This is a genomic window from Pantoea sp. 22096, from assembly GCF_052045955.1.
Classification (GTDB): Bacteria; Pseudomonadota; Gammaproteobacteria; order Enterobacterales; family Enterobacteriaceae; genus Pantoea; species Pantoea alfalfae.
Map to the genome: position 1 here is coordinate 1,409,409 of NZ_JBQEPW010000001.1, position 23,298 is coordinate 1,432,706.

The window sequence follows — 23,298 nt, forward strand, 5'->3', positions numbered from 1 at the left end:
CCCGCTATGACCGGGGTAGGATTGAGTGGAAAGCGCGAAGCGGGAGTTCCGGACGGCGCGTGAGACAGCGCAAATTCAGGCGTAAAAAAGCCGCATCGCTGCGGCTTTTACGGTGTGGCATCAGGACGCTTTTTTCGTCTCTTCAGGCTCTGGCGATCCTGCTGGTCCTCCGGCTTCTGAAGATGCAGATGATCCGGGTGCCTCTGATGCTGCTGCCGATGTCGGTAAAGAGTCTGGCAACGGTATCATCTCCGCAATGCGCTCGCTCATCTTCTCCGCTTCAGCTTCAAGGACTGCGATGATGGCTTCATAGTCAGCCTGGGTTAACTTCTCAGGCTGTGGGCTTTTGATATTCGCCAGCTCCGGGAAGGCGTGCCACCATGCATGAGTATCACCCGCGGTGCGCATCTCTGATGAACGCTCCGGCGGGGTATTACGTAATGGGCCGGAGTTCTGCGAATGCACGCTGCCGCTGTCCGATTCGCCTTCTTCTGACGGTACTCTGGTCCGGGTACCCACACTCGGTGCTGGCGTGCCGTCCGGTGTTCTCGCCTCAGTACCCACACTCGGCGCAGGCGTGCCTTCAGGTGTTCTTGCCTCAGTACCCACACTCGGTGCTGGCGTGCCGTCCGGTGTTCTCGCCTCAGTACCCACACTCGGCGCTGGCGTGCCATCCGGTGTTCTCGCCTCAGTACCCACACTCGGCGCTGGCGTGCCGTCTGGTGTTCTCGCCTCAGTACCCACACTCGGCGCTGGCGTGCCGTCTGGTGTTCTCGCCCCGGTACCCACACTCGGTGCTGGCGTGCCGTCTGGTGTTCTTGCCCCGGAACTTACCGGGGCTCCCTCCTCTGTCGTGTCGGCGGCCTTCGGGTGCAGCTTGTTTGCCACTGCTCGCTCAGCCTCCTGATAAAGAAGACCGAACACCCCCTGTTGCAGGTAAGAATAGGCGTTTGGCAGCAGGGCAGCCGCATTGCCAACACTTTCGCGCGAAACGCGGAAGCTGGATTTGTTCGCCAGATCTAAAGCGGTCTCTGCCGCACTCGTCTTGCCGGAGGTGAAAAGCTTCTCTGCACCCCCTTTGGTCACACGTGCCGCGCCCGCTCCGAAACCCAAACCGAGCGCTTCCATCGTCTCAGAGGCTACCGCACTTAATGCACTCAGCGTTGTAACACCTTCAACCCAACGTTTTGGCGATTTGGCGTGTTCCCACACTGCATCGAAGTGGCTCCCCTCGCTACTATTCGTGTGCCCGTTGGACAGCGCCTTATAACGATCCTTCCAGTCGTTACGGCCAAATAAAAACTCCGCGCCGTGCAGGTTGTCGTAGTAGTTTTCAACGACTCCACTCAATGCACCGGCAGCGGAAGTCAGGCCAAAACCTGCAATCTGGTTGATGGCATAACCCGGCTTGAGCGCACCCTGTATAATCCCCATCGGCTCTGGCCGCGGTTTATTTTCGGGTAATAGCTGGGTTGCACCGGAAATTCCCCCCGTCACCGGGTTGCGGACGTTAAAGCCCGTCCCGCCCAGCGCCGTCATTTTTAATTTATGTCCAAAAGTCTCGCGTTTTTCTGCCTCTTTTTTCATAAGAGGATTCAGCGCATCCCCATCTGCCTGCATCCATCTCGAATCCTGGATACTGCTACCGATAACCCGCGTGAGCACCGCTTTAAAAGCCACTGCGGTCATCCCTCCCGCTACGCCAGCGACAAAGTTGTGCATGGGAGTACCCGGCTCCAGCTTCATCGCGCTCGCTATCCCCTTACCCACCAGATCGCCAGGTACACCGGAAAGGGCATAGGTCATTCCAATCGCCCCCTTTGCCTTGGCCATGATCATCGTGTCACAGCTGCTAGCCAATTTGAGGACATCTTTTACCTGATCGTCCGTCTGGTGCAATTCATCGTGCAGCTCGACAGCGATTCCCTGCAGATATTCACGCACGTCCGGTCCGCCTTTACACGCGTTATGCAGAGTCGTGGTAATACGACTAATCTCCGCTGAACGAGCCCTCTCAGCAGGGGTTGTAGCAGTGACTGCGTTAGTTGATGGCCCACCGCGCGTAGGCAGTTCAATCGTTTCGTTATGTACAGGGGAAGGTGGGCGTCTAATTCCATCCATAATTCTCACTCCGCCAGGTTATGCCGGTTATCAGTAATCGGTCAGTTGATAATTTGCGAAATGAGCAACTCACCCCGCAGCGTCAGGGTTGAGTGATGCGCGAGCGAACCTGGTTTCAAATCAGGACGAAATTCTTAGAATTTTGTGATGCAGATCATAAATTAGCCGGATGGGTAGCGGTGAAGCGCAACGCATATTCAGGCAGTGTTGTGGCAGATAGCCCCCGGCATTGGCAGTGCCAGGGACCAGCGTTTTCGCTCCGCGCGCTATGGCACCGGGAATGTCCAGTTCATCCCGACCCAGACTGACCGTACAGCCCGGCAATTTAATTTCGCCAACGCACTGCTCCGGCCGCCAGATATGAATACCGCGCGCCGTTTTTGCCGCAAGGGGATCGGTAACATCGCCAGGAAAGAGTAAATAGGGTTGTGGGATTAGCATGTTGTCTCTCGTTTCAGCCAAAAGATCAGGTTCTGAAACCACTATTTCATGCGTTCTGAAAGGTGACGAATGCTTGTTTAGCAGGAGGGTATAACGGCAGGTTATAGCCAGAGGTAATAGTGATGATTGGTGAGTTTTTCAGGGGGATTGGACAGGGGATGGAGTAAAAGAAGGAGTGGGTCATAGGAAAAAGATCGTGTTCGGGCTGGAGGGATGGATATGGACAAGGGGAGAAAAAGGTTTACGGAGTAACTAACGCCGGGCCGCTGATGAGAACATTTATGACGAATGCCAGCGACCCTGCCGGGTTATATCAGGGCAACAAAAAATCCGCTACCTGAAATACAGGATGTCAGAATTAATCCGTTTCTTCCGGTGCAAGGTGAAACAGCTCTTCTGACATCGAAAGAATTCTGTCTTTATCGACTATTTTATTAACCCATTCCTGAGGAATGCCTGACAGTCCATACAATGCGCCCGCTAGCTGACCTGCCGTCGCCGCTACACTATCAGCATCATCAGCAAGATTTGCCGCCAGCAAAATGGCATCTTTAAAATTGTCTGTATGCCAGACGGCCCATAATGCTGCCTCAAGGGTGTCGATGACATAACCAGAGGAACGGATTTGATCACGATGCTTTTCTTTATATTCACCGGCATTGATGATTAATACACGTAATGTTGATCCCATAAGATGAGGAGCAAAGCTCTCACTCTTACTGTAACCATTTAAGATGTAATGAAGCATGACATTAAAAAAGCGGCAGCTATCTATAGACTCTGCGGCACAATGTGTAGCCTCACTCTGTAGCATCGCATCTCGCCAACCGTCAATAAACGATTTCCTTCTGAAAATAGCAGTAGGTGCATGGCGAATTAATGCTGCATTCCCTGCAGTTTCAGGAGAAGTATTCCCCATCCAGGTTGGTCCATGAAGGACAAACTGCTCAAGTGCATAGCGCGTTGTATTACCTATATCAAAGCATACGCCATTAGAACTATTTGTCCCATTCTTATACCAGTTGAGTAGCTTTTGTCGGAACAATGTAATATCATATTTATTGCTTTCAATATAAGTTTCAGCGAGACACAGCGCCATCGAGGTGTCATCAGTCCACTCACCGGGTTTAAGAGAGAAAGGTCCCCCGCCAACCATGTCATCAACGCGAGCTTTATCCCTTGGCATAAATTCTAGCGTTGTGCCTATAGCGTCTCCAACCGCCAACCCCATTAAAGCACCCTGACATTTATCTAATGCCTGTTCATCAGTAATTTTCTGAGGTAAAGATTTCGCCCATTCTGGCTTGAGAGCGTCCTCAGGTTTAGCGCGTAAAGGTTTTTGTTCATAAGACATTCTATTCATCAACTGCCGTGACGCCTGGGGTATTAAATGAGCGTAACGTCTGGCATAAATGAAAAGCGCATCATCATCAGCCCTAAGATCAATCATAAAAAATCCTTACAAATCCACACTCTAAAACAATTTCAAAAACCAATTAAAATCAAATAAAACAGGAGTAAATCTTATAACGTCATTTTATTTTATTTACCTGTGCTAGCTTTACAAATCAATACATCAGCATCCATTTACCCTTGGGATTTTAAATATCTCTTTTTACGCTTTTCATATTCCGGATCGGTTTGATGAGGGAGGATAACTTTTAGCCCAGCACCTATTTGAGATGCAATATAATTTGCATTTGAAAGATGTTTAGCAAGCACTAGGTCAGTTGTATCAAACTCTTTGGAAGCCAAACTCCCCAGATTCATGCTATGCAAGATACTTTTATCTTTCTCTTCACCCGTTAATACCTTTTTAAGTAAACAAGTTGTTCCAAAGCAACCTGAAAAACTGTAAACCCCAGCTTTTCCATGGCTCTTCGATTAGTGATATCAATAGCATCATTGATGTAGTCTAAAGCAGTATATTCTTCTTTCTTCATCATAAACCCAATATGCACTCTTCTTGTTTGAGAGCAAAGGCAGATCTTGAATTAAAAATCACTGGGCCAACCTTATTACAAACGGAATGTATAAAGTAAGCCAAAGACAGACCTTTTTACTCACCAAATAGAAAACCCTAAAACTATATTAATTCAAAATCCTCCTTGCTGATTTCATTTATTACGTACTGCCCTGTGCATTCCCTTATTTTTTTTGAAAGATCTTTTAACATTTCAATATCGATAGAACGGATATCAATATATGGAGTTACAATGAAGAACCTTTCGACATCAACTTTGTAATCACCTTCACTAAACATAACCTTCATTACATATGAGGTATCGTCACACTCATACAGAGTAAAATCCCAAGGATTCATTGCTATTTTATTTTTACTCATTATAATTTTTCTCCTGTTAATAAATCGGTCACGGTATAATCTCTGCCTTTAACCATTCCTTCGGTTTTTACTACAGCCTCAAGATCACCTTGTGGTAGTTTGCCACCCGGAATCCATTGCTTATTAGCTCCCCATTCATTACCAGTAGGCATTTTTGGAGAGTACAACTCTGTAGGTTTAAATTCAATCAAAACAAGACTATCGTTTTTCAATTGTTCCTGTGGAATGCCTAATTTATCTGCAATCACTCCTACATCTCCTTTTGATTCAGAAATCATTTGTCCAGCGCGCTCCTTGGTTAGAACAAATTCCGTCCTCCCTGGATCAGGTTTACCAATACCATAATCTTCAAAACTTTTTCTAGTGACTATTCTAGATGCGCCATTTTCAAAGGATTTTGCATGAGAATCAATATAATCCTTAGGTAAATATGTTTCGGGGTCTGGCCTAAATGTTTTTTCGATACTTTGTATTTCGGCGATTTCTTCATCATTTAACGGAAGTTTGTTAGCATTAATATTACTACGACCACGCCAGGCATCAAACTTCATGCCCCCTTTGCCACCCAATGCCCCACCGACAAAACTGCCCACCAGCATAGACCATTTTTGTTCGTCAGAGCCTTCCCCGAACAGTCTGCCACCTACCCAATTGCCGGCGTAACCGCCGCCCATCGCGCCTGCTAACCCTAGCAGCGCAATAGCCGGAGAAGCCAGCACCGCGACGGCAGCAGTCCCTACCCCCATCATCAACCAGTTCACCCAGCCGGGGATTTCGGGATTGATGTCGTCAGTCTGAAGTTTACCTCCGCCAATAAACACATTTGCGGAACCACCAGATATCTCCGCACTGCAGGTCAAACGGTCTCCGATACGGGCGGCAGGAAAGTTATTAATAAAAACCTTATCGGAACCTTCAGCTACCCGTTGCGATGAGCCGCTGTGCTCATCGCAGTCGCCTTTGGATAAATGTGCCCGTATCGCTGCTCTGCTGTTAGTGAAAACATTCGGCGATCCGGATAACAGTTTGCCCGTGTTATGCCGCGGAGCCCAAGACATGCTTCCAAGTACTTCTCCCACCCCTCCAGCCGCACAGGCACCGGCTGCTGCTGCTGAAACCACAACCAGAGCCGCTCCACCGGTAACGACAACGGCTGCTGCACCTAATATTGCACCGCCAATGAGACCGGCGATCATCCAGCCTTTGGAAGCCGTATGCGCTATTTCGTCCTGCTCTCTGGCAGCATTGAATTCAGCCATAATTTATACATCCTTATGTCTCTGAAGAAACGCAAGGATTTGTTGTTCGCTGGCGAGATCTGCGGGTCCTTTAAATGCTTTTGCCATACCAAGAATATCTTTTAAAGATGAGTTCTTTCTATTTGGTGATGTCCATAGTGCATAGCGTAATGGGTCCCCATTATTTAAGGCGGCGATATGTAATGGGCTTCCCGCTGAATCAAAGAACAAATAACTGCCATTCAATGATCTTTTCAAATCAACATTCTGATAAAGTAATGTCACCGTTTCATATGCGGTAAGCACTTTAGTATCGTTATCAAAAGAAAAGAAAATTCCCGATGCATCAGCTGCTATCGGCACCGGCTCATGATCAGAATCGAAAGAATTAAATTTTATACTGCCAATAATCTCATGATATTGTTTAGTATAATAATCATTAAATCGCCCTGGGCATGTTCCAATATAGCAAACAATCTTTTTCCCCCCGGCGTCATCATCAAGTAAAACTATCGATTGTTTTTGCCAGATCTCAGCGCCGTCATTTTCAAAATGATAAAAAAGCTCAACTGCAGGCAGATTATCTATCTCAATCAGTTGTGATGTTATGCTTACAAAAGCGGGAACAGTCACACTCATCTCATTGATAATTCTTGCGGCCACTTTTTGCACTGTATCGTCATGAAAAGCAGATGCGCGAGAAACTACGAACGTAAACTCACTCGCGTTATTTTCACTGATCGTAAAAAGATTCATTGTCCGGTCTTTAAATATATCGGGCAATTCAATTGACGCTTCCTGGAGAGTATAGGTGGCCATTTTTATCCTTTATTATCTTTTGTTGATGATGAGAAGTAGCTTTCAATTTCATTTTTTATTTTATCTTTATGTCCGCTACCCGGTGCAATTGTTGCAGCGCTTCCTCCTTCAGGATTTAAATGTAACTCCCCACCCTTAGTGTTAATCTCACCATTATTATCGACGGTAAGATTAAAATTTTTGCCAATGAAATTAATTGCGCCCTCTTTAGTTAACTCTATTGCGCTTAGGCCACACTCAATCCGTAAAGTATCTCCGGCTGCAATTGTGTAAGAAGCAAAAGCCTGTTCAGTACGGTTGCCGGTTGTCAGCGTCTTGCTGTTTCCCTGAGTCCCGAGAGTATGATCGCCCTCTACCCGAGTCTCGTTATTGGCACCTACCGAAACTGTCCGATTGTTCAGAACACTGTGTGACTCATCATTTTTAACATGCGTATCCATGTTCTTCTGCGCCTGAATCCACAGGTGTTCCTCACCCGCCTTATCCTCAAACCTCAGCGCGTTCGCGGTGTCCGCCGTGCCATCTTTCGACCGGCTCAAAAACCCCATCTGCGTCGCCGCTGCCGGCAGCGCCCACGGCGGCATGCTCGCCTCGTTATACACGCGGCCAATGATCAGCGGACGGTCCGGATCGCCGTTGATGAAGTCCACCACCACTTCGTCGTTAACACGCGGGATCTGCACCCCGCCGAAGCCTTGTCCCGCCCAGGCGCTGGAGACGCGCACCCAGCAGGAGCTGGTGTCGTCGCCCTTCGCCAGCCGGTCCCAGTGAAACTTCACCTTCACCCGGCCGTAGCGGTCGGTCCAGATCGACTCGCCTTTGGGTCCCACCACCTTCGCCGTCTGCGGGCCGTGCGTTTTCGGCCACGGCGTTTCCGGCGGCGTGCGGTACGTCACCGACGACGGCAGCACCGTGAAGTGGATGTTGTGACGGCTGTCGCCGGTGTCGCCGCTGGCGTAGGCGTTCTCGGCGAAGTCATAGGTCGCCGAGGTCACCAGATACTCGCCGTTGTCGCTGAAGTGCGGCGCGTTGATGATGGCGAAGGTAAAGCCCGGCGCGATGCCGGTGGCCGTGCCCGACCCGCTGACGCTGTGGTGCTCGGCCTGCCACACCTCCTGACGGATGCGCGCGTATGACTCGCCGTGGCTGTGGTCGACAAAGTGACCCGGCCAGTCGTAGACGTCCACCGAGCCCGGCACCGGCGACGCCGGGTTCTGCCGCGCCTGCAGCATCCACGCGTTCGGCTTGCGGAAGTCGTAGTCGTCGGTGCTGTAGATGCCCGGCGTCACGCTCTCCGCCAGCGACCACTGACTGATGCCCTCTTCCGTGACCACGCCGCCGGACTGGGTGACGTGATAGGCGATGGTCTCATAGCCCGGAAACGCCTGATGCTGGTCCGGCGCGTCGCACAGCACCAGCGTATGTTTGTCCGCCTCATGGCGGAAGAAGTAGTAAATCCCCTCCAGCTCCATCAGGCGGCTGATAAAGTCCAGGCTGCTCTCCTGATACTGCACGCAGTACTCCCACACCCGGTAGTTGCCCGCCAGGCGTGTCTCGACGTTGACCGCGTACTCCTTCAGCAGCGTCTGCACAATCTGCGGCACCGTCTGGCTCTGGAAGATGCGCAGATTGCGGTCCCGCTTCATCGGCCACAGGTCCGGCTCGACCGTCAGCTGGTAGACTGCGTAGCGGGTGCCGCTCAGCTCCTGGCTGCGCACCGCCACGCGGGTGATTTTGCCGTTGAGGTAGCGCGGACTGAGCGCGCTCATCAGGCCATCGGTCGGCAGCGAAAAGGTCACCGGCTTACCCAGCAGGGCGTGACGATCGATGCGCGCGTCGGTGGCCAGCAGTTCAGCGGTGAGCACAAACGGACGGGACAGCGTCTCGGTGCCCGTGAGCGTGTGGAACAGCAGGCCGTCCGCCGGCAGCTGTGCAGTAATGCGTGAGAACATAGAGATTTTCCGTACGAGTACAACTGACGAAAAAGCGTGCCAGTAAAAGTGGAGGGATTAAGGGTTTTTACTAAAACAGCTTCTTATGGGAGGTAATGGCTATAAGGATAGAATAGTTTTAACAAAGCTATCCTGATATAAAAAGATAAGGTACGCTCTTAAGAGACAGTGTATTAATGATAATTTCGGTTATACTTTTATCTAAAACGTCAAAATGAAACTCATGTTTCAACATGAGTTTCATTTTACGGATCAGAACTTTTCAAGATGGAATGAGGAAAGGATAATCTCAAGGCAACGTTTATTAGCCTCATAAGAATAGCTTTTGTGATTTCGATGCTTGCCAACTAATTCTGCATAGCACCATAACTGCCCCACACTAAAAACATAGCACTGATAAAAGGCGCTTATCTTTTCCTCAGTGCTTACAATCTCTCCCGCACAGGTAGCGAGAGTTTCTCCAAAGAAAGCATTAAACTCGTTCGGAATAGTTTTAAGAGTGTCAGTTGTCAACTTAACGGCAGGCTGATGATCATGAAATCGCTTAATTGACACGCTAAAAACATCCTGCTCTGTAAATAACATCTCTTGTGAATAGAAGCAGAGATTAATCACACCAGAGTTGAGCCCGTTCAACGTATGTTCAATTACCAGTCGCGTTTCACTGAGAGGTTTTACTTGCCAGGACTCAGGAATTTTAAAACCACTACTGTTGTTATCACTTAGGCTCACAGTCTGAAGGAGTTCAGCAAAGGCAAGATTACTGCGATGCATTAAATCCCAGTTAACCACAGTAAAATAAATATCATTTGCCAGTAGAGGATAATCTCGAGATGCACAAGCGGCTTTTATCAGAAAATAATTCCCACCACTTTCCTCGGGATTATAATCCTTTTGAACAGTATAGCGTGAAACAACTTCGTCACCTGAAGAGTGGGTTTTAAGAGTGAGTACGTCTGCAAAAACTCCATTCCCGGCTGGATTAACAATTAATCGTTTATTTATTATTTTTTCGCCCATTAACTCTAGCTTATTGAACAACCAATCTGAAGGGTTCATTTCCCACTGGCAACGTTCATAAGCGGCCCAGACTTCCATATAAGGCAGATTATCATTCGTCGAATAGCGTCCGATATTAATCAGGCCAACTTCAGCAATATTTTGCAACTTCAACTCCGCAGGCTTGACGCGATTGGGCAGAACCACCCAATAGTGAAGCATTTTCTTATCAGCGGAAGTGTACTGGCACTTCCAGTAATTTGACCTGGCCTCCTCGTCGGTATAGTTTGATACTACGGGAAAGGCATAATTATTCTCAGTATTCATACAACCTCTCTAACTCAGACCGTGCTGCCAAACCAGATTCCATAAAACATAATAACGCATCCAAACGAAGCAATTACTTTGACAAACAAGCTCAGCCTTGCTCCATAAGAATTACCAATCAATGATAATTTCGAGTAATTTTCAGAAGTATTATAACGATGATGGAATCGCATTATAAATCTGAATAGAGCAAAAAGAGAAATGACAAATAATTTTGAAATCAATATCGTCATGACAGAAGCAGGTATAAGAACTGATAGCGCCCTTGCACTTTCTCTATCGATCAAATGCAAATATTTAGATAAGCCCACAAGAATAACCACCAAAATAAAAGCACCAATCAGAACGGCGAGAAACTTTTTAAAAAAAGACACCCACTCCTTTCTTGAAAAGACATCCTTTCCATTCCAGATATAAATTAAAGCAATAATAATAAAAAAAATAAAACCTGACCATTTCATTTTGTAGTTATCTCCAAGGATTTAATCGCCGATCAAAACAGTAACACAACCGGTTTTGATTGTCCCTTCGCCGCCTGGCTGTTTAGGTGTTTGAACAACTTCATCATCACCATACAGAGAGTCAAAGAAGTCCAGAACGGGCTTAAAGGCTACTTTCAAACTTGCATCACCTTTAAGACCAATCAGCGCTGCGACTCCACCTGCAACCCTTAAATTCGCTGAGGAGTCTGTGGTCTCCCAGAACAAACTTCCTCCACCAGATAACCCCACAGAACCTAAGCTAGCATCTGCTTTAGCCTCGCCAGAAACTATGCCTAAGATATCAATACTTCCTGACACTTCACCTTTTACTCCCTTTGCTTCGGCTCCACCTTCAAGCGTAAATCCATATCGACCTTTGTTACCACTATATATTTCACCAACGGCTTTTGCCTCTGCGGTGCCAATAGTGACATCACCAGATACTCCTCCATACAAAGTGCCCTCTTTCCCTGCAGCAGCCGAGCCCCCATACTGTATGCCTGTCGCGGTCGCATTCGTATTTAGGCCATAAATATCATTACCACCTCCATATAATGAACCAGTGGCATTGGCAACGGCGACTTTCGTACGCATCTCTCCGCGTAAGAGATCCTGGCTTTTTAGGTTGCCCAGAGTAATGTCGGATAACGCAAAACCAGCCGATGCCGTATCAAAATCCCCATTGAGGTTTTTATCTTCCAGACTGGCATAAGCACCAAGTACGCGGGCATCGTAAATTTCATCATGTAGCATCCCATCTTCACCCGCCTTTTTTGCCAATGATCCGCCCCAGTAATGTGGCGCAGCAGGTTTAGAGCCTGATGACGGAAGTTCACCTCCGTCATTACAATGCGTTTTATCTCCTTTGCGTGCAACTGGTATACCATTGACGAAAACGGTGCCAGAACCACCGACAATTAAGCCGTTGCCATGCTCGGAACAGGATAACGTGTCGCCTTTTCTTGCTGCCGGAAACCCTCCGATAATCACATCCGGACTTCCTGATTGTATTGGACCAGTATGTGCGCTGATATCAATGATCGCTCTGGCGGCAGGCTGCCCCATGATTATTTTTCCTTAATAAGAAATCAGCTATTAACTTTAACCACAGCACCTTTAATATCCGTCAGGTTAGTTCCACTGATATTTATCGTGTCATTCGCTTTAAGTTCGGAATTTATTCCTCCACCCAGCTTCGTAATTTGCGTGCCTTTGAAGGAGGCTTCAGTAATACTTTCTGCCTTAAGCGCTCCCTCAGAGACGATAATTTCAATGCTCGAGGGTGTAATGAGAATATAATTCTCATTCACTTTTAGTTTAATAGAGGCTGTCGCTTCCAGCAGAGCGTTACCCTCTTTGTCCATGGTTAGCACAGTCTGATTTTTACCGACGTTTATTTTGTGCTGACTTCCTGTATTACTGGTTGAATTTACCCCTGTATTGACATCCCGGTTACGCTTAACCGTGACATGCTCATCCTGTCCGATAGTTTTTTTACGGTCAACGCCGACGTCATGTGTCTCACTATGTTCAATCTCTGTATCCATATTTTTTTCAGCATGAATCCAGATCTGTTCATGTCCTGCTTTATCCTCAAACCTGAGAGCGTTGGCATTATCTTTGTGTCCATCTTTACTACGGCTCAGAAAACCCATCTGCGTCGCCGCTGCCGGCAGCGCCCACGGCGGCATGCTCGCCTCGTTATACACGCGGCCGATGATCAGCGGGCGATCCGGATCGCCGTTGATGAAGTCCACCACCACTTCGTCGTTAACACGCGGGATCTGCACCCCGCCGAAGCCCTGACCCGCCCATGCGCTGGAGACGCGCACCCAGCAGGAGCTGGTGTCGTCGCCCTTCGCCAGCCGGTCCCAGTGAAACTTCACCTTCACCCGGCCGTAGCGGTCGGTCCAGATCGATTCGCCTTTCGGCCCGACCACCTTCGCGGTCTGCGGACCGTGCGTTTTCGGCCACGGCGTCTCCGGCGGCGTGCGGTACGTCACCGACGACGGCAGCACCGTGAAATGGATGTTGTGACGGCTCTCGCCGGTGTCGCCGCTGGCGTAACTGTTCTCGGCGAAGTCATAGGTCGCCGAGGTCACCAGATACTCGCCGTTGTCGCTGAAGTGCGGCGCGTTGATGATGGCGAAGGTGAAGCCAGGCGCGATGCCGGTGGCGGTGCCCGACCCGCTGACGCTGTGGTGCTCGGCCTGCCACACCTCCTGACGGATGCGCGCGTAGGACTCGCCGTGGCTGTGGTCGACAAAGTGACCCGGCCAGTCGTAGACGTCCACCGAGCCCGGCACCGGCGACGCCGGGTTCTGCCGCGCCTGCAGCATCCACGCGTTCGGCTTGCGGAAGTCGTAGTCGTCGGTGCTGTAGATGCCCGGCGTCACGCTCTCCGCCAGCGACCACTGACTGATGCCCTCTTCCGTGACCACGCCGCCGGACTGGGTGACGTGATAGGCGATGGTCTCATAGCCCGGAAACGCCTGATGCTGGTCCGGCGCGTCGCACAGCACCAGCGTGTGTTTGTCCGCCTCATGGCGGAAGAAGTAGTAAATCCCCTCCAGCTCCATCAGGCGGCTGATAAAGTCCAGGCTGCTCTCCTGATACTGCACGCAGTACTCCCACACCCGGTAGTTACCCGCCAGGCGCGTCTCAACGTTGACCGCGTACTCCTTCAGCAGCGTCTGCACAATCTGCGGCACCGTCTGGCTCTGGAAGATACGCAGGTTGCGGTCACGCTTCATCGGCCACAGGTCCGGCTCGACCGTCAGCTGGTAGACCGCGTAGCGCGTGCCGCTCAGCTCTTGGCTGCGCACCGCTATCCGGGTGATTTTGCCGTTGAGGTAGCGCGGACTCAGCGCGCTCATCAGGCCATCGGTCGGCAGCGAAAAGGTGACCGGCTTGCCCAGCAGGGCATGGCGGTCGATGCGCGCGTCGGTGGCCAGCAGTTCGGCAGTGAGCACAAACGGACGGGACAGCGTCTCGCTGCCCGTGAGCGTATGGAACAGCAGGCCGTCCGCCGGCAGCTGTGCAGTAATGCGTGAGAACATAAGTAATCCCTGACTATTAACTGTGTGGATCGAGCAACCAGACGCCTTCTTCGCTGATGGTCAGCATCTGCTGGCGGGTGCCACTCTGGCCACTGATGGCAAAGGTGTAGTTACCCGGTGCCAGCTGCAGCGTGGCGAAGCCATTCACCGCAGGGACCAGCGCCTGCGGCTGACCGTTGACCTGAACGCGTTCACCCTGCTGCAGACGGATATAGACCTGGGCGACCGGCGCGGGTGGCGGTGCCGGTTGAGGATCGGGTTCACGTGCGGCGGTCTGCGCAGGCTCAGCAGTCTGAGCCGGGGCGCTGGCAACGGTATCCGGTGGGGTCTCAGCCTGCGTCGGTGGCGCAGCCACCGGCTGATTAACCGGCGCGACGGTGGCGGCAGGCGCGCTGTTTTGCGCGGTCTCAGCCTGCGCCGTCTGGTCCTCACCACGCGACATCAGCAGACCGGCGCACAGGCCGACCAGCACGCCTGCGGCCACCAGACCCGGCAGTGCAAAGCGATGCCCCAGCAGCGTTTTCAGCGGCGAGGCGGGTGTGACGACCTCTTCTTCTTCAATCGGCACCAGCATGGTGCCCGGCCCGCTCATTTTTGCGCTGAGCAGCGGTTCAGGCTCGCGCTCCGGCAGCGCCATCAGCACCGCAAAATCATCAATGCTCTGCGGACGGTCTTCCGGTTTCAGCGCCAGCGCGTGATCGACGGCGCTGAGCAGCGCGGTGGAGTAGCCCGCCAGACGACGCTGCACCAGCGGCTGGTAGTTATCTTCGATGCTGCGCACCACGCTGACCGGCGGCGGCGCACCGGTAATCAGCGTGTGCAGCACCGCGCCCAGCGCGTAGATATCAGTCCATGCGCCCTGCTCGCTCTCATCGTTATCGCTGTACTGCTCAATCGGCGCATAGCCGGGACGCAGCATGGTCTCGCTCTCATCCGACAGGTTGCCGATGGTTTTACGGGCCGACCCGAAGTCCAGCAGGATCGGCTCGCCGCTACTCTGGATCTGGATGTTATCCAGCGAGATATCGCGATGCAGATAGCCCGCTTCATGGATGGTTTTAATCGCCCCCAGCAGCGGCGGCAGCATGCGACGGATCCACGCCTCATTCACCGACTGCGGATGACGTTCGCGGAAGTTCGAGAGCGTGGTGCCGCTGTAGAACACCGTGCCCATGTAGGCGGTGTCGTTCTGCACCCAGAAACGCAGCACGTGCAGCAGGTTCGGATGGTTAAAGCGCGCCAGCAGCCGCGCCTCCTGGATAAAGCTGTTCAGTCCGGCGTGAAAGGTTTTGCTGAAGCGCTCACTGCGCAGCACCAGATTGAGGTCATCGCTGCGCACCGCCAGCGAAGCGGGCATAAACTCTTTGATGGCGATATCGCGCTCAAGCTGGTGATCCCAGGCGCGATAGACGATGCCAAAGCCGCCACCGCCGATGACCTCTTTGATTTCAAACTCATTGAAGCGGTAACCCAGCGGCAGGGCGTTGGGGACATTCAGGGGTTGATCATGTTCCGACATATTCGAAAACTCTCTGATGACTGGGCTTTAAACAGCGAACTGGCAGACAAATTCGCCCTGCTCACAACGCACCTCAACGCGGCGATAGCGTTCATCGCGGGCATGGGCGCTCAGCAGTATCTGGCTCATCTGCGGCAACAGCGTGTTGGTAAGGATGGCATCGACCATGCGACCGCCCGACTCGACTTCGGTGCAACGCTGGACGATCTGGCTCACTACCGACTCGTCGATCTGCGCCTCAATGCCGTGGTTGTCGGCCAGACGACGCACAATGCGCGCCAGCTGCAGTCGCACAATCTCCGCCAGCATGTCATCGCTGAGCGGGTAATACGGCACCACCAGCAGACGGCCCAGCAGCGCAGGCGGGAACACCTCCAGCAGCGGCTTACGCAGCGCGGTGCTCAGGGCATCGGGATCAGGCATCAGCTCAGGATCGGCGCACATCGCGCTGATTAACTGCGTACCGACGTTTGAGGTCAGAATGATGATGGTGTTGCGGAAATCGATGTGGCGGCCTTCGCCATCCTCCATCCAGCCTTTGTCAAACACCTGGAAGAACAGCTCATGCACATCCGGATGCGCTTTCTCAATCTCATCCAGTAGCACCACGCTATAGGGACGACGTCGTACGGCTTCGGTCAGCACGCCACCTTCGCCGTAGCCGACGTAGCCCGGCGGGGCACCTTTCAGCGTCGAGACGGTGTGCGCCTCCTGAAACTCGCTCATGTTAATGGTGATGATGTTCTGCTCGCCGCCATACAGCGACTCGGCCAGCGCCAGCGCGGTCTCGGTTTTGCCGACGCCGGAAGGGCCGCACAGCATAAAGACGCCCGCGGGCTTGTTGGGGTTGTCGAGGCGCGCGCGCGTGGTGCGAACCCGTTTCGCGATCAGCTCCAGACCGTGACGCTGTCCGATAACGCGCTGGTTCAGAGTGTCAGCCAGGTTCAGCACGGCGTCGATCTCATTCTTCACCATCCGGCCCAGCGGAATACCGGTCCAGTCAGAGACCACGGCGGCGACCACGCCCGCATCGACGGCGGCAAAGAGCAGCGGCGTGTCGCCCTGCAGCGCAGTGAGTTGCTGCTGCGTTGCATCACGCTGTTCACGCAGCGCCGCATCCTCTTCGGTCACACAGCGGGCGCGCAGCGCAATCAGCGTCTCGACCAGTTCGCGCTCCTGCAGCCAGCGCTGTTGCAGCGCATCGCGTTCGGCTTCCAGCCCCGTTCGCTCTGCGGTAATCGCCTGCTGTCGGGTCACATCGCCCAGACCCACCCGGATTTCGCGGTCAATGATCTCCGCTTCAATCTCCAGCGCCGCCAGACGGTGCAGGCAATCTTCCAGCGCCGCAGGCTGCGCGCCCTGGCTGACCGCCACGCGGGCGCAGGCGGTATCCAGCAGCGCCACGGCTTTGTCCGGCAGCTGGCGCGCCGGAATATAGCGATGCGACAGTTTCACCGCCGCACTGACCGCATCATCCAGCAGCAGCACGCGATGGTGTTTCTCCAGCGCGCTGACGGTGCTGCGCAGCATCAGAATCGCTTTGGCTTCATCCGGCTCCTGCACCTGCACGGTCTGGAAGCGACGGGTCAGCGCCGGATCTTTCTCGATGTACTTTTTGTATTCGGCCCAGGTGGTCGCGCCGATGGTGCGCAGCTGGCCGCGCGCCAGCGCCGGTTTCAGCAGGTTGGCGGCATCGCCTGTGCCCTGCTGACCACCTGCGCCGACCAGGGTGTGGATCTCATCCACAAACAGCACAATCGGCGTCGGGCTGGACTGCACCTCATTGATCAGCGCCTGCAGTCGCGCTTCAAACTCCCCTTTCATCCCGGCACCCGCCTGCAGCAGGCCGATATCCAGCAGCCAGAGCTGCACATCGCGCAGCGGCGCAGGGACATCGCCCGCCGCGATACGCAGCGCAAGGCCCTCGACCACCGCGGTTTTGCCGACGCCCGCTTCACCGGTCAGCAGCGGGTTGTTCTGGCGACGACGCATCAGGATATCGACCATCTGGCGGATCTCATCGTCACGCCCGGTCACTGGATCGATGCGGCCTTCACGCGCGCGCGCAGTGAGGTCCTGCCCGTACTGCTCCAGCGTGCTGCTACCGGCCGCAGGGGGTGCGCCAGCGGCATCCGCCGGTGCGCTCAGCGCCTGCTGGGCTTCTTTGCTGTTGCTAAGCAGCGTGTCGAACTCCGCCAGCAGCGCATCGGCGTTGACGCGGCTGAACTGGCCGGAGATGCCCTTCAGCACGCTGGCCAGGTTGAAGGTTTTCAGCATGCCGATCAGCAGATGGCCGCCGCGAATGCGGGTCGCACCATATTTGAGCGAGGCGTAAACCCACGCCCGCTCGACGGCGCTGTCGATATGCTCAGAGAGGTCGGAGACCGCACTGGCACCGCGCGGCAGACGATCCAGCGCGGCAACGATGTCCTGAGTCAGGGCCTTTTCATCCAGTGAAAAATGTGTGATGACCTGCTGTAAGTCGCCATCCTGCTGCTGCATCAGCTGATGCAGCCAGTGCACCAGCTCGACATAGGGATTGCCGCGCAGTTTGCAAAAGGCGGTGGCGCTTTCCAGCGAGGTAAATAACAGCGTATCCAGTTTGCCGAATAGCACGGCACGGCTGATTTCTGACATAGGGGGCTCTCTTCAATGAAAGACGCAGGCTGTGTAACAGGGAAAGCGGCTGGGCTAGCGCGAAGCCGCCTCAACCTCAAACATAAAATCTTCTCGATCCTGCGGCTGCGGCATCTGCCCCAGCCAGCTGGTGTAACCAAGTCGGGCAATGCCGCCCAGTGCCACGCCCTGCACCTCGTCAGCGGCCAGGATCAGGCTGAGATCCCACTGCATTTCGATGCCGAGGTAGTGACGCACCCAGTCGCGCACTTCCTGCGCGCCGGGGGCATCCGGCAGAAAACGGGCATACTGCGCGGCGCTGAGCGGGCCCAGGTGCAGGCGAAAACGGTGCTGCACGTCGCGCACCGCCACGCCGAGAAATGCAGAAGCGCCCAGCCGGGGCATGTGACGTCCCGCGCCCAGCCGGGCCTGATCGCGACTGTCCAGCGTCAGCCAGTGCGGCAGGTTCTGCGTCAGCCGGACCGGCACGCCAAAGTAGTGGCGCAGAATGCGCACCAGCCCTTCGGCATCGTGGCCGTGGCGGCTGAGGTGACCCACCAGCATCAGTCGGGCATGAAGGCTGAGCGAGCTGGCCTGCTGCTGGGCCGGTAAACCGATGCCCGCCAGGCAGGCGAGATAGTTCAGGAAGCGACTGTCGTCGGGGCGATCCAGCGATACGGTCGGCTGCGCATCGGCCCAGGCACGATAAAAAAGCAGCGTAGCGCGATGGTGAAACAGGTCAGCAAACGCCGACAGGCTGTGATCCTGATGATGCACGATACGTTCATGCACATATTCGGTCAGATGGGTCGGCAGCGGGCCATTGGGGCCAAACAAACCAAAGCTGTAGATCGACAGCTCATGGCGTCCCGCCTCCTCACGTGGCATGGCGCTGGCGACGGTGGCGGGCGCAAACGCCAGTGATGGCGTCTGACCGATGCGTACCGATTCGAACTTCGGCAGCGGCGCACGGCCCAGCGGATAGCGCTGACCGCCCTGCGCATCCAGCCGCCGCAGCAGCTGGAACAGATCGTAGCGCCACGGCGCGGCCATCACTTTTTGCCAGAAATCATCCGGCAGTCGGGTCAGCCGCGGCAGCGAAATCACTTTTTCGCCACTCATATCAGCGCTTTCCTGCCCATGCGCGGCGGCCAGTAGCCCACTTCGCCGCGCTGCTGGCTGTTAAGGGTGAACTCCGTGAAGCTGTTGAGCGCCACGAGGCGGCCACAGACCCGCTCCAGTACGCTGCCGAACAGCCACGGGCTGGCACCCGAAAACGCCTGCTCATCCACTTCCAGCGTGATGCTGACGCCGCGCGCAAACACCACCGGACCCGGCTCCGGCACGCGGCGGTTGACCGCGCTGAGCGTACAATGGCGGATACCGTCAATCTGGCGGGCAACCGGCGCTTCCGCGAGGTTGGCGTAGAGGCTCAGCAACTGGCGCAGGGCGGCCGCGCCTTCCCCGTCGCTGCTGTCCATCAGGCTGAGGTAGTTCATCTGCAGATGGCTGATCAGCCGCCAGGCAGAAAGGCCCTCGGCCAGCGCCGGACGTGGCGGCGTCGGCCCTTTGCACAGCTTCAGCTCCGATACCGGAATAGAGTCCGGCATCACGAAGTTACCCTGATCCTGCTGCAGCATCAGCGGCAGATCGCGACTGGTGCACATCACGTCGGCGGAGAGATAGCGCACGTCATCGCGCCACGGCGCGTGATGTTCATCCACCAGCGACAGAAACACTTCGGAACCGATGTAACCGGTGCGCGTGCCGTAGCGCTGCGCCTGCTCAGACAGGGTGCGCTGTTCGCGGCGCAGCGAGAAGTAAGCGCCGTAGTCACCCTGGTCACCGCTGAAGGTGCTCCAGAACGGACGGAAAACCTGCTCTTCCCGCTGGCCTTCTACGGTGGCGAACAGCCGCTGCACCGAATGCACTTCGTAATCCAGTGGCCGGATGTTATCCACCACCAGATGATATTCATGCTGGCTGTCGCTGACCTTCAGGCGCTCGGCGGTTTTCGGGAACAGATTGATAACCGGCGTGCAGTGCAGCGCCAGATGTGTGCTATCGACCACGCTTTCCAGCGCGCTGTCCGCTTTGTCGAGCAGGATGATGATGTCGAATGCGGTGGCGTTGTCACAGCGGCGCAGGAACGGGCCGAGCTGACTCAGGCTGATAAACTGGAAACGTGCCGGAAAGGCGAAATATTCCTGCAACAGACGATAACCGTCGAAGTTGCGCAGATCGTCTGGCAGCAGCGCCTGCTCCGGCGCAAAGCCCTCCTGCTGCAGGGCCTCATCCGTCAGCACCTGACGCTGTGGCCGCTGCTCTGCGGACTGCAGCACGATGCCCACCCGGTGCTGCATCAGCAGCTCCAGCAGTTTCAGCGCCTGGATATCCGGGCCGCTGAGAAACAGCATCAGGTCATCCACACTGAGCTGACTGAGCGAGGAGATCCCTTCACACGTGATGCGGATACGCAGCGCACTGACCGCCCCCAGACCACCCAATTTAAGTTCGCCGGAGGGCAGATCGCCGGGCACGCCGCCGAGAGTGACTTCGCTGATGCGCAGCGGATGCAGTATCACATCGTGCGCGGTAGTGTAGCTGCAGGTCACCCCGGTTTTTTTCAGGTTCTGGCTCTCCATCATGGTGCCGCGCGGCACGCGAAAGCCCTGGGTGATGTCACCCTTGCGGCTGTCCGGCGTCAGCTGAGCGATCGCCATTGACGGGGTTGGTGAGAGATAGGATGGCGCAATCATCTCCAGCAGACGCTGCGAGAAGCGCGGAAACTCCGCATCCATCTTCAGCTGCACGCGCGACGTCAGGAAGGCGAATCCTTCCATCAGTCGCTCGACGTAGGGATCTGCCACGTCGATGCCATGCATGCCGAGACGTCCCGCCACTTTAGGGTAACGCGTCGCGAACTCCGCCCCCATCTCGCGCAAGTAAGCCAGTTCACGGTTGTAATAGTCGAGCAGATTGCTGTCCATGATTACCCTGCATCCTGAAGTTCGAAATGGCCGCTCTCCAGATCAACCTGAGTGCGGAACAGAAACGCCAGCGGATAAGGCACGCACCAGAGCCGCCCTTTGATCTCAATCGACAGCACGTTGTGCAGACTAAGCGAGCCGAGATCGCTGACGCAGCGCACCTGGAGTCCCTGCGGCAGAATGCGCGGCTCGAAGTGCAGAATGGCGTTGGTCATTTTGCGCTGCATATCCTGCCATTCGATATCGGAGACGTTCTGCCCGGCCAGCGGCGCAACGCCGAAGTTCCAGACCGAGCGCTGCACCTGACCGAAGCCGCTGAGCTCCTGCTGCGCTTCGTTATTAATGGTGTTGAACAGCCACTGCAGATCGCGCAGGACGTGGCGGCGCAGCGTGCTGTGGCTGATCAGCATGCTGTTTTCCGCCTCCTGCTGCCTGTCCGGCGCGTTGTCGGTCAGGCGATCCAGCAATGAGGATTGCAGCTTGTCGCGGGCGGTTAGGGCATCGCGCTTTTTGCGCGCGCGAAAGCCGCCATGCAGCTGGGCATAGCCATCATTGTGTGCGCCGGAATCATGACTCATCGGCAGACTCTGTATTATCAAACGCGACCTGCTGCAGGCTCAGCAGCGAGAACTCTGCGCTGTCGCTGAGCCACATTTTTTGTCCCTGGCCGATAAACTGGTTCGGGTCGTCGCTCAGCGGCTGCCATTCGGTAACGCTGGCACGCAGAAAACGCTCATCCGCACCCGCCAGCAGCGGATAGCGCGCCGGGATCTGACACACCTGCTCGCTGCCATCCACCAGCTGCACCCGCGTATGACGCCACACCAGATCGGTGACGCTGGCGGGTGCCTGGAACTGCATCTCACGAATGGCGGCGAACGGGATCCAGTAATAACGGCCCTGATTGATCACTTCACACACCGGCCCAAAACGGCTGTCACCATCCATCAGCCAGCTGAAGGCGGTCGGCTGATCCTGCTGAGTCGCGGTGCCGGGATTGGCGGCCGCACGCTCCAGCGCGTCAGCACGCAGTGCGCTGCCGCGCGCGACATCGCCCGCGGTTTCGGCCTGCAACGCGGCCAGCAGCGTATCGCACCAGTGCCACGCGCTGCCCGGCAGCACCGGCTGTGCCACGCCACGCAGCACGGCGTCACGCTGCAGCTCACCAGCAATCGCCTGCTGCAACAGATTGACGGTAGGTTGCGCCTGCGGGCTTAACGCCAGCCAGGATTGCAGCTGCGTCTGCGCACGCGACCAGTTGCCCGCCAGACAGAGCAGCTGCACAAAGGCGGCGCGTAGATCGGCGTTCGCCGGATTGGCCTGAATCTGGCGGGTAACGTCAGCCAGCGTCTCGCTGAGCGTGGCGTTCGCAAGATGATGTTGTAAGGATTCCATGCAAACTCCTTTTGCGTCAGTTAAGGGTGCGATAAACCGCAGCGGCGGGATCTTTCAGTTCAGGGTGCAGTTTTTCCACCAGCTGCACGCTCAGCGTGGTATTGCCGCTGACCCACGGTGACCAGACTTTACGGACTTCCTGCAGACGTGCCTGCAAAGCACTCTCATCAGCGGCTTCACTGGCGGGCATCAGCACCACCACCTGACGGGTCGCCTGCCAGCCGTTAAAGCGGTTGCTGAACGGCAGAACCAGCCAGCTGTCCGGGGATTTCTCGTTACTCAGCACCATGCGCTCGCTATTAACCGTGGTGATGTGCAGTTCGGCGGTGGGCGACTGACTGTTCAGCCCCATCACCGGGAAGCCCTGCAGGAAGGTCACGCCGACGGTTGCCGGTGCGCCGTTGCCCTGCTGCGTCAGACGACTGTGTCCGCTGAGCCAGCCATCGGAACCGCAGACCAGCCCCTGCTTAGCCGGCACAAACATTGCGCTGCCCTGCGCCGGATGCTGCCACCAGGTGCGGAAATGGCAGCCGTCGAGCAGGCTGAACTGCAGCCATGGCGAGGTATCCGCCTGGGCGGCATTGACCAATGGGTCCGCGGGCACGGCAGCCGTGGCTGGCTGTTGCTGTGCTGGCGGCGCGGGCGGCGTCACCACGGTCTTCCACTGCTGCGCCCGGGCGGCACTGCCAGTAGCGATTTCACTGCCCGCTGTATCGGTCAGCTGCCAGTGCAGCTGCTGCAGCGGTTTACACTGCGACGCCATCAGGCCAGCCACCCGTGGCAGAAACTCTTTCAGCACCGACGCGTTTTTCTCACCCAGCGTGACGATGCGCAGGTTAATGGTGCTGTTACACCAGCTCGACAGCTGATTGTTTTTGACGTCATCAATCCAGACATCCAGTTTCTGAGCCGGGGACTGAACGATGCGATAGTTTTCAGCATAAGCGTGCGTGCTGAGCAGCAGCGCAGCCAGACCCAGTAATCCATATTTCATGT

The 23,298-nt window shown here is 55.0% G+C and carries 17 protein-coding genes and 2 pseudogenes; all 19 read right to left on the bottom strand.

Features of this window, described 5'->3' with window-relative positions:
• Positions 1–120: 120 nt before the first annotated feature.
• The 19 genes and pseudogenes from ACTJKZ_RS06545 to ACTJKZ_RS06635 all read right to left on the bottom strand — a co-directional run bounded on the left by ACTJKZ_RS06545 (position 121) and on the right by ACTJKZ_RS06635 (position 23,296).
• Complete coding sequence (locus tag ACTJKZ_RS06545) at positions 121–1,833, bottom strand: hypothetical protein (protein WP_440829384.1); 1,713 nt, start codon at positions 1,831–1,833, stop codon at positions 121–123.
• A 485-nt stretch (positions 1,834–2,318) separates the two neighbouring features.
• A pseudogene (locus tag ACTJKZ_RS06550) lies at positions 2,319–2,562 on the bottom strand (DUF1611 domain-containing protein); the annotation flags it as partial.
• Positions 2,563–2,920: 358 nt separating this feature from the next.
• The gene (gene tri1, locus ACTJKZ_RS06555; protein ID WP_440829385.1) at positions 2,921–4,012 is read right to left on the bottom strand and encodes an ADP-ribosylarginine hydrolase Tri1; all 1,092 of its coding nucleotides are present in this window, start codon (positions 4,010–4,012) and stop codon (positions 2,921–2,923) included.
• Positions 4,013–4,149: 137 nt separating this feature from the next.
• Positions 4,150–4,508: pseudogene (locus ACTJKZ_RS06560) on the bottom strand (immunity protein Tsi6 family protein).
• Positions 4,509–4,648: 140 nt separating this feature from the next.
• Positions 4,649–4,906, bottom strand: a complete 258-nt coding sequence (locus ACTJKZ_RS06565) for a hypothetical protein (RefSeq protein ID WP_440829386.1) — start codon at positions 4,904–4,906, stop codon at positions 4,649–4,651.
• Complete coding sequence (locus tag ACTJKZ_RS06570) at positions 4,906–6,165, bottom strand: PAAR domain-containing protein (RefSeq protein ID WP_440829387.1); 1,260 nt, start codon at positions 6,163–6,165, stop codon at positions 4,906–4,908. The genes ACTJKZ_RS06565 and ACTJKZ_RS06570 overlap by 1 nt, the downstream gene beginning before the upstream one ends.
• Before the next feature lie 3 nt (positions 6,166–6,168).
• Positions 6,169–6,963 (bottom strand): DcrB-related protein, encoded by a 795-nt coding sequence (locus ACTJKZ_RS06575; RefSeq protein WP_161736993.1) that lies wholly within the window; start codon positions 6,961–6,963, stop codon positions 6,169–6,171.
• A gap of 2 nt (positions 6,964–6,965) precedes the next feature.
• A complete protein-coding gene (locus tag ACTJKZ_RS06580) occupies positions 6,966–8,915 on the bottom strand; it encodes a type VI secretion system Vgr family protein (protein ID WP_440829388.1) in 1,950 nt (649 codons plus the stop codon).
• Positions 8,916–9,167: 252 nt separating this feature from the next.
• Positions 9,168–10,241 carry a hypothetical protein gene (locus ACTJKZ_RS06585; protein ID WP_150019296.1) on the bottom strand — a complete coding sequence of 358 codons (1,074 nt, stop codon included), beginning with the start codon at positions 10,239–10,241 and terminating at the stop codon, positions 9,168–9,170.
• Positions 10,242–10,255: 14 nt separating this feature from the next.
• Positions 10,256–10,702, bottom strand: coding sequence for a hypothetical protein (locus tag ACTJKZ_RS06590; protein ID WP_260057975.1), 447 nt, complete (start codon positions 10,700–10,702; stop codon positions 10,256–10,258).
• Between the two features lie 21 nt (positions 10,703–10,723).
• Positions 10,724–11,788 carry a PAAR domain-containing protein gene (locus ACTJKZ_RS06595; RefSeq protein WP_260057974.1) on the bottom strand — a complete coding sequence of 355 codons (1,065 nt, stop codon included), beginning with the start codon at positions 11,786–11,788 and terminating at the stop codon, positions 10,724–10,726.
• Positions 11,789–11,811: 23 nt separating this feature from the next.
• The gene (locus ACTJKZ_RS06600; RefSeq protein WP_440829389.1) at positions 11,812–13,782 is read right to left on the bottom strand and encodes a type VI secretion system Vgr family protein; all 1,971 of its coding nucleotides are present in this window, start codon (positions 13,780–13,782) and stop codon (positions 11,812–11,814) included.
• 16 nt (positions 13,783–13,798) lie between these two features.
• Positions 13,799–15,301: a serine/threonine protein kinase gene (locus tag ACTJKZ_RS06605; RefSeq protein WP_440829390.1), complete on the bottom strand. Its 1,503-nt coding sequence runs from the start codon at positions 15,299–15,301 to the stop codon at positions 13,799–13,801.
• A 27-nt stretch (positions 15,302–15,328) separates the two neighbouring features.
• Positions 15,329–17,938 (bottom strand): type VI secretion system ATPase TssH, encoded by a 2,610-nt coding sequence (tssH, locus tag ACTJKZ_RS06610; RefSeq protein WP_440829391.1) that lies wholly within the window; start codon positions 17,936–17,938, stop codon positions 15,329–15,331.
• A 54-nt stretch (positions 17,939–17,992) separates the two neighbouring features.
• Entirely contained in the window at positions 17,993–19,039 is a 1,047-nt protein-coding gene (gene tssG, locus ACTJKZ_RS06615) for a type VI secretion system baseplate subunit TssG (protein WP_440829392.1), read from the bottom strand.
• Positions 19,036–20,907: a type VI secretion system baseplate subunit TssF gene (gene tssF, locus ACTJKZ_RS06620; RefSeq protein ID WP_440829393.1), complete on the bottom strand. Its 1,872-nt coding sequence runs from the start codon at positions 20,905–20,907 to the stop codon at positions 19,036–19,038. Before tssF ends, tssG begins: the two co-directional genes overlap by 4 nt.
• Before the next feature lie 2 nt (positions 20,908–20,909).
• Positions 20,910–21,485: a type VI secretion system baseplate subunit TssE gene (gene tssE / locus ACTJKZ_RS06625; RefSeq protein ID WP_440829394.1), complete on the bottom strand. Its 576-nt coding sequence runs from the start codon at positions 21,483–21,485 to the stop codon at positions 20,910–20,912.
• Positions 21,475–22,302: a type VI secretion system accessory protein TagJ gene (locus tag ACTJKZ_RS06630; RefSeq protein ID WP_161736252.1), complete on the bottom strand. Its 828-nt coding sequence runs from the start codon at positions 22,300–22,302 to the stop codon at positions 21,475–21,477. Before ACTJKZ_RS06630 ends, tssE begins: the two co-directional genes overlap by 11 nt.
• A gap of 16 nt (positions 22,303–22,318) precedes the next feature.
• On the bottom strand, positions 22,319–23,296 hold the full coding sequence (locus tag ACTJKZ_RS06635; RefSeq protein WP_222924155.1) for a hypothetical protein: 978 nt from the start codon (positions 23,294–23,296) through the stop codon (positions 22,319–22,321).
• Positions 23,297–23,298: the final 2 nt, after the last annotated feature.

Coding starts and splice junctions, on each gene's coding strand:
- tssG (WP_440829392.1), bottom strand. CDS start 19,039: ATGAGTGGCGAAAAAGTGATTTCGCTGCCGCGGCTGACCCGACTGCCG.
- ACTJKZ_RS06605 (WP_440829390.1), bottom strand. CDS start 15,301: ATGTCGGAACATGATCAACCCCTGAATGTCCCCAACGCCCTGCCGCTG.
- ACTJKZ_RS06585 (WP_150019296.1), bottom strand. CDS start 10,241: ATGAATACTGAGAATAATTATGCCTTTCCCGTAGTATCAAACTATACC.
- tssE (WP_440829394.1), bottom strand. CDS start 21,485: ATGAGTCATGATTCCGGCGCACACAATGATGGCTATGCCCAGCTGCAT.
- ACTJKZ_RS06580 (WP_440829388.1), bottom strand. CDS start 8,915: ATGTTCTCACGCATTACTGCACAGCTGCCGGCGGACGGCCTGCTGTTC.
- ACTJKZ_RS06630 (WP_161736252.1), bottom strand. CDS start 22,302: ATGGAATCCTTACAACATCATCTTGCGAACGCCACGCTCAGCGAGACG.
- tssF (WP_440829393.1), bottom strand. CDS start 20,907: ATGGACAGCAATCTGCTCGACTATTACAACCGTGAACTGGCTTACTTG.
- tssH (WP_440829391.1), bottom strand. CDS start 17,938: ATGTCAGAAATCAGCCGTGCCGTGCTATTCGGCAAACTGGATACGCTG.
- ACTJKZ_RS06575 (WP_161736993.1), bottom strand. CDS start 6,963: ATGGCCACCTATACTCTCCAGGAAGCGTCAATTGAATTGCCCGATATA.
- ACTJKZ_RS06635 (WP_222924155.1), bottom strand. CDS start 23,296: ATGAAATATGGATTACTGGGTCTGGCTGCGCTGCTGCTCAGCACGCAC.
- ACTJKZ_RS06545 (WP_440829384.1), bottom strand. CDS start 1,833: ATGGCCAAGGCAAAGGGGGCGATTGGAATGACCTATGCCCTTTCCGGT.
- ACTJKZ_RS06595 (WP_260057974.1), bottom strand. CDS start 11,788: ATGGGGCAGCCTGCCGCCAGAGCGATCATTGATATCAGCGCACATACT.
- tri1 (WP_440829385.1), bottom strand. CDS start 4,012: ATGATTGATCTTAGGGCTGATGATGATGCGCTTTTCATTTATGCCAGA.
- ACTJKZ_RS06590 (WP_260057975.1), bottom strand. CDS start 10,702: ATGAAATGGTCAGGTTTTATTTTTTTTATTATTATTGCTTTAATTTAT.
- ACTJKZ_RS06570 (WP_440829387.1), bottom strand. CDS start 6,165: ATGGCTGAATTCAATGCTGCCAGAGAGCAGGACGAAATAGCGCATACG.
- ACTJKZ_RS06600 (WP_440829389.1), bottom strand. CDS start 13,782: ATGTTCTCACGCATTACTGCACAGCTGCCGGCGGACGGCCTGCTGTTC.
- ACTJKZ_RS06565 (WP_440829386.1), bottom strand. CDS start 4,906: ATGAGTAAAAATAAAATAGCAATGAATCCTTGGGATTTTACTCTGTAT.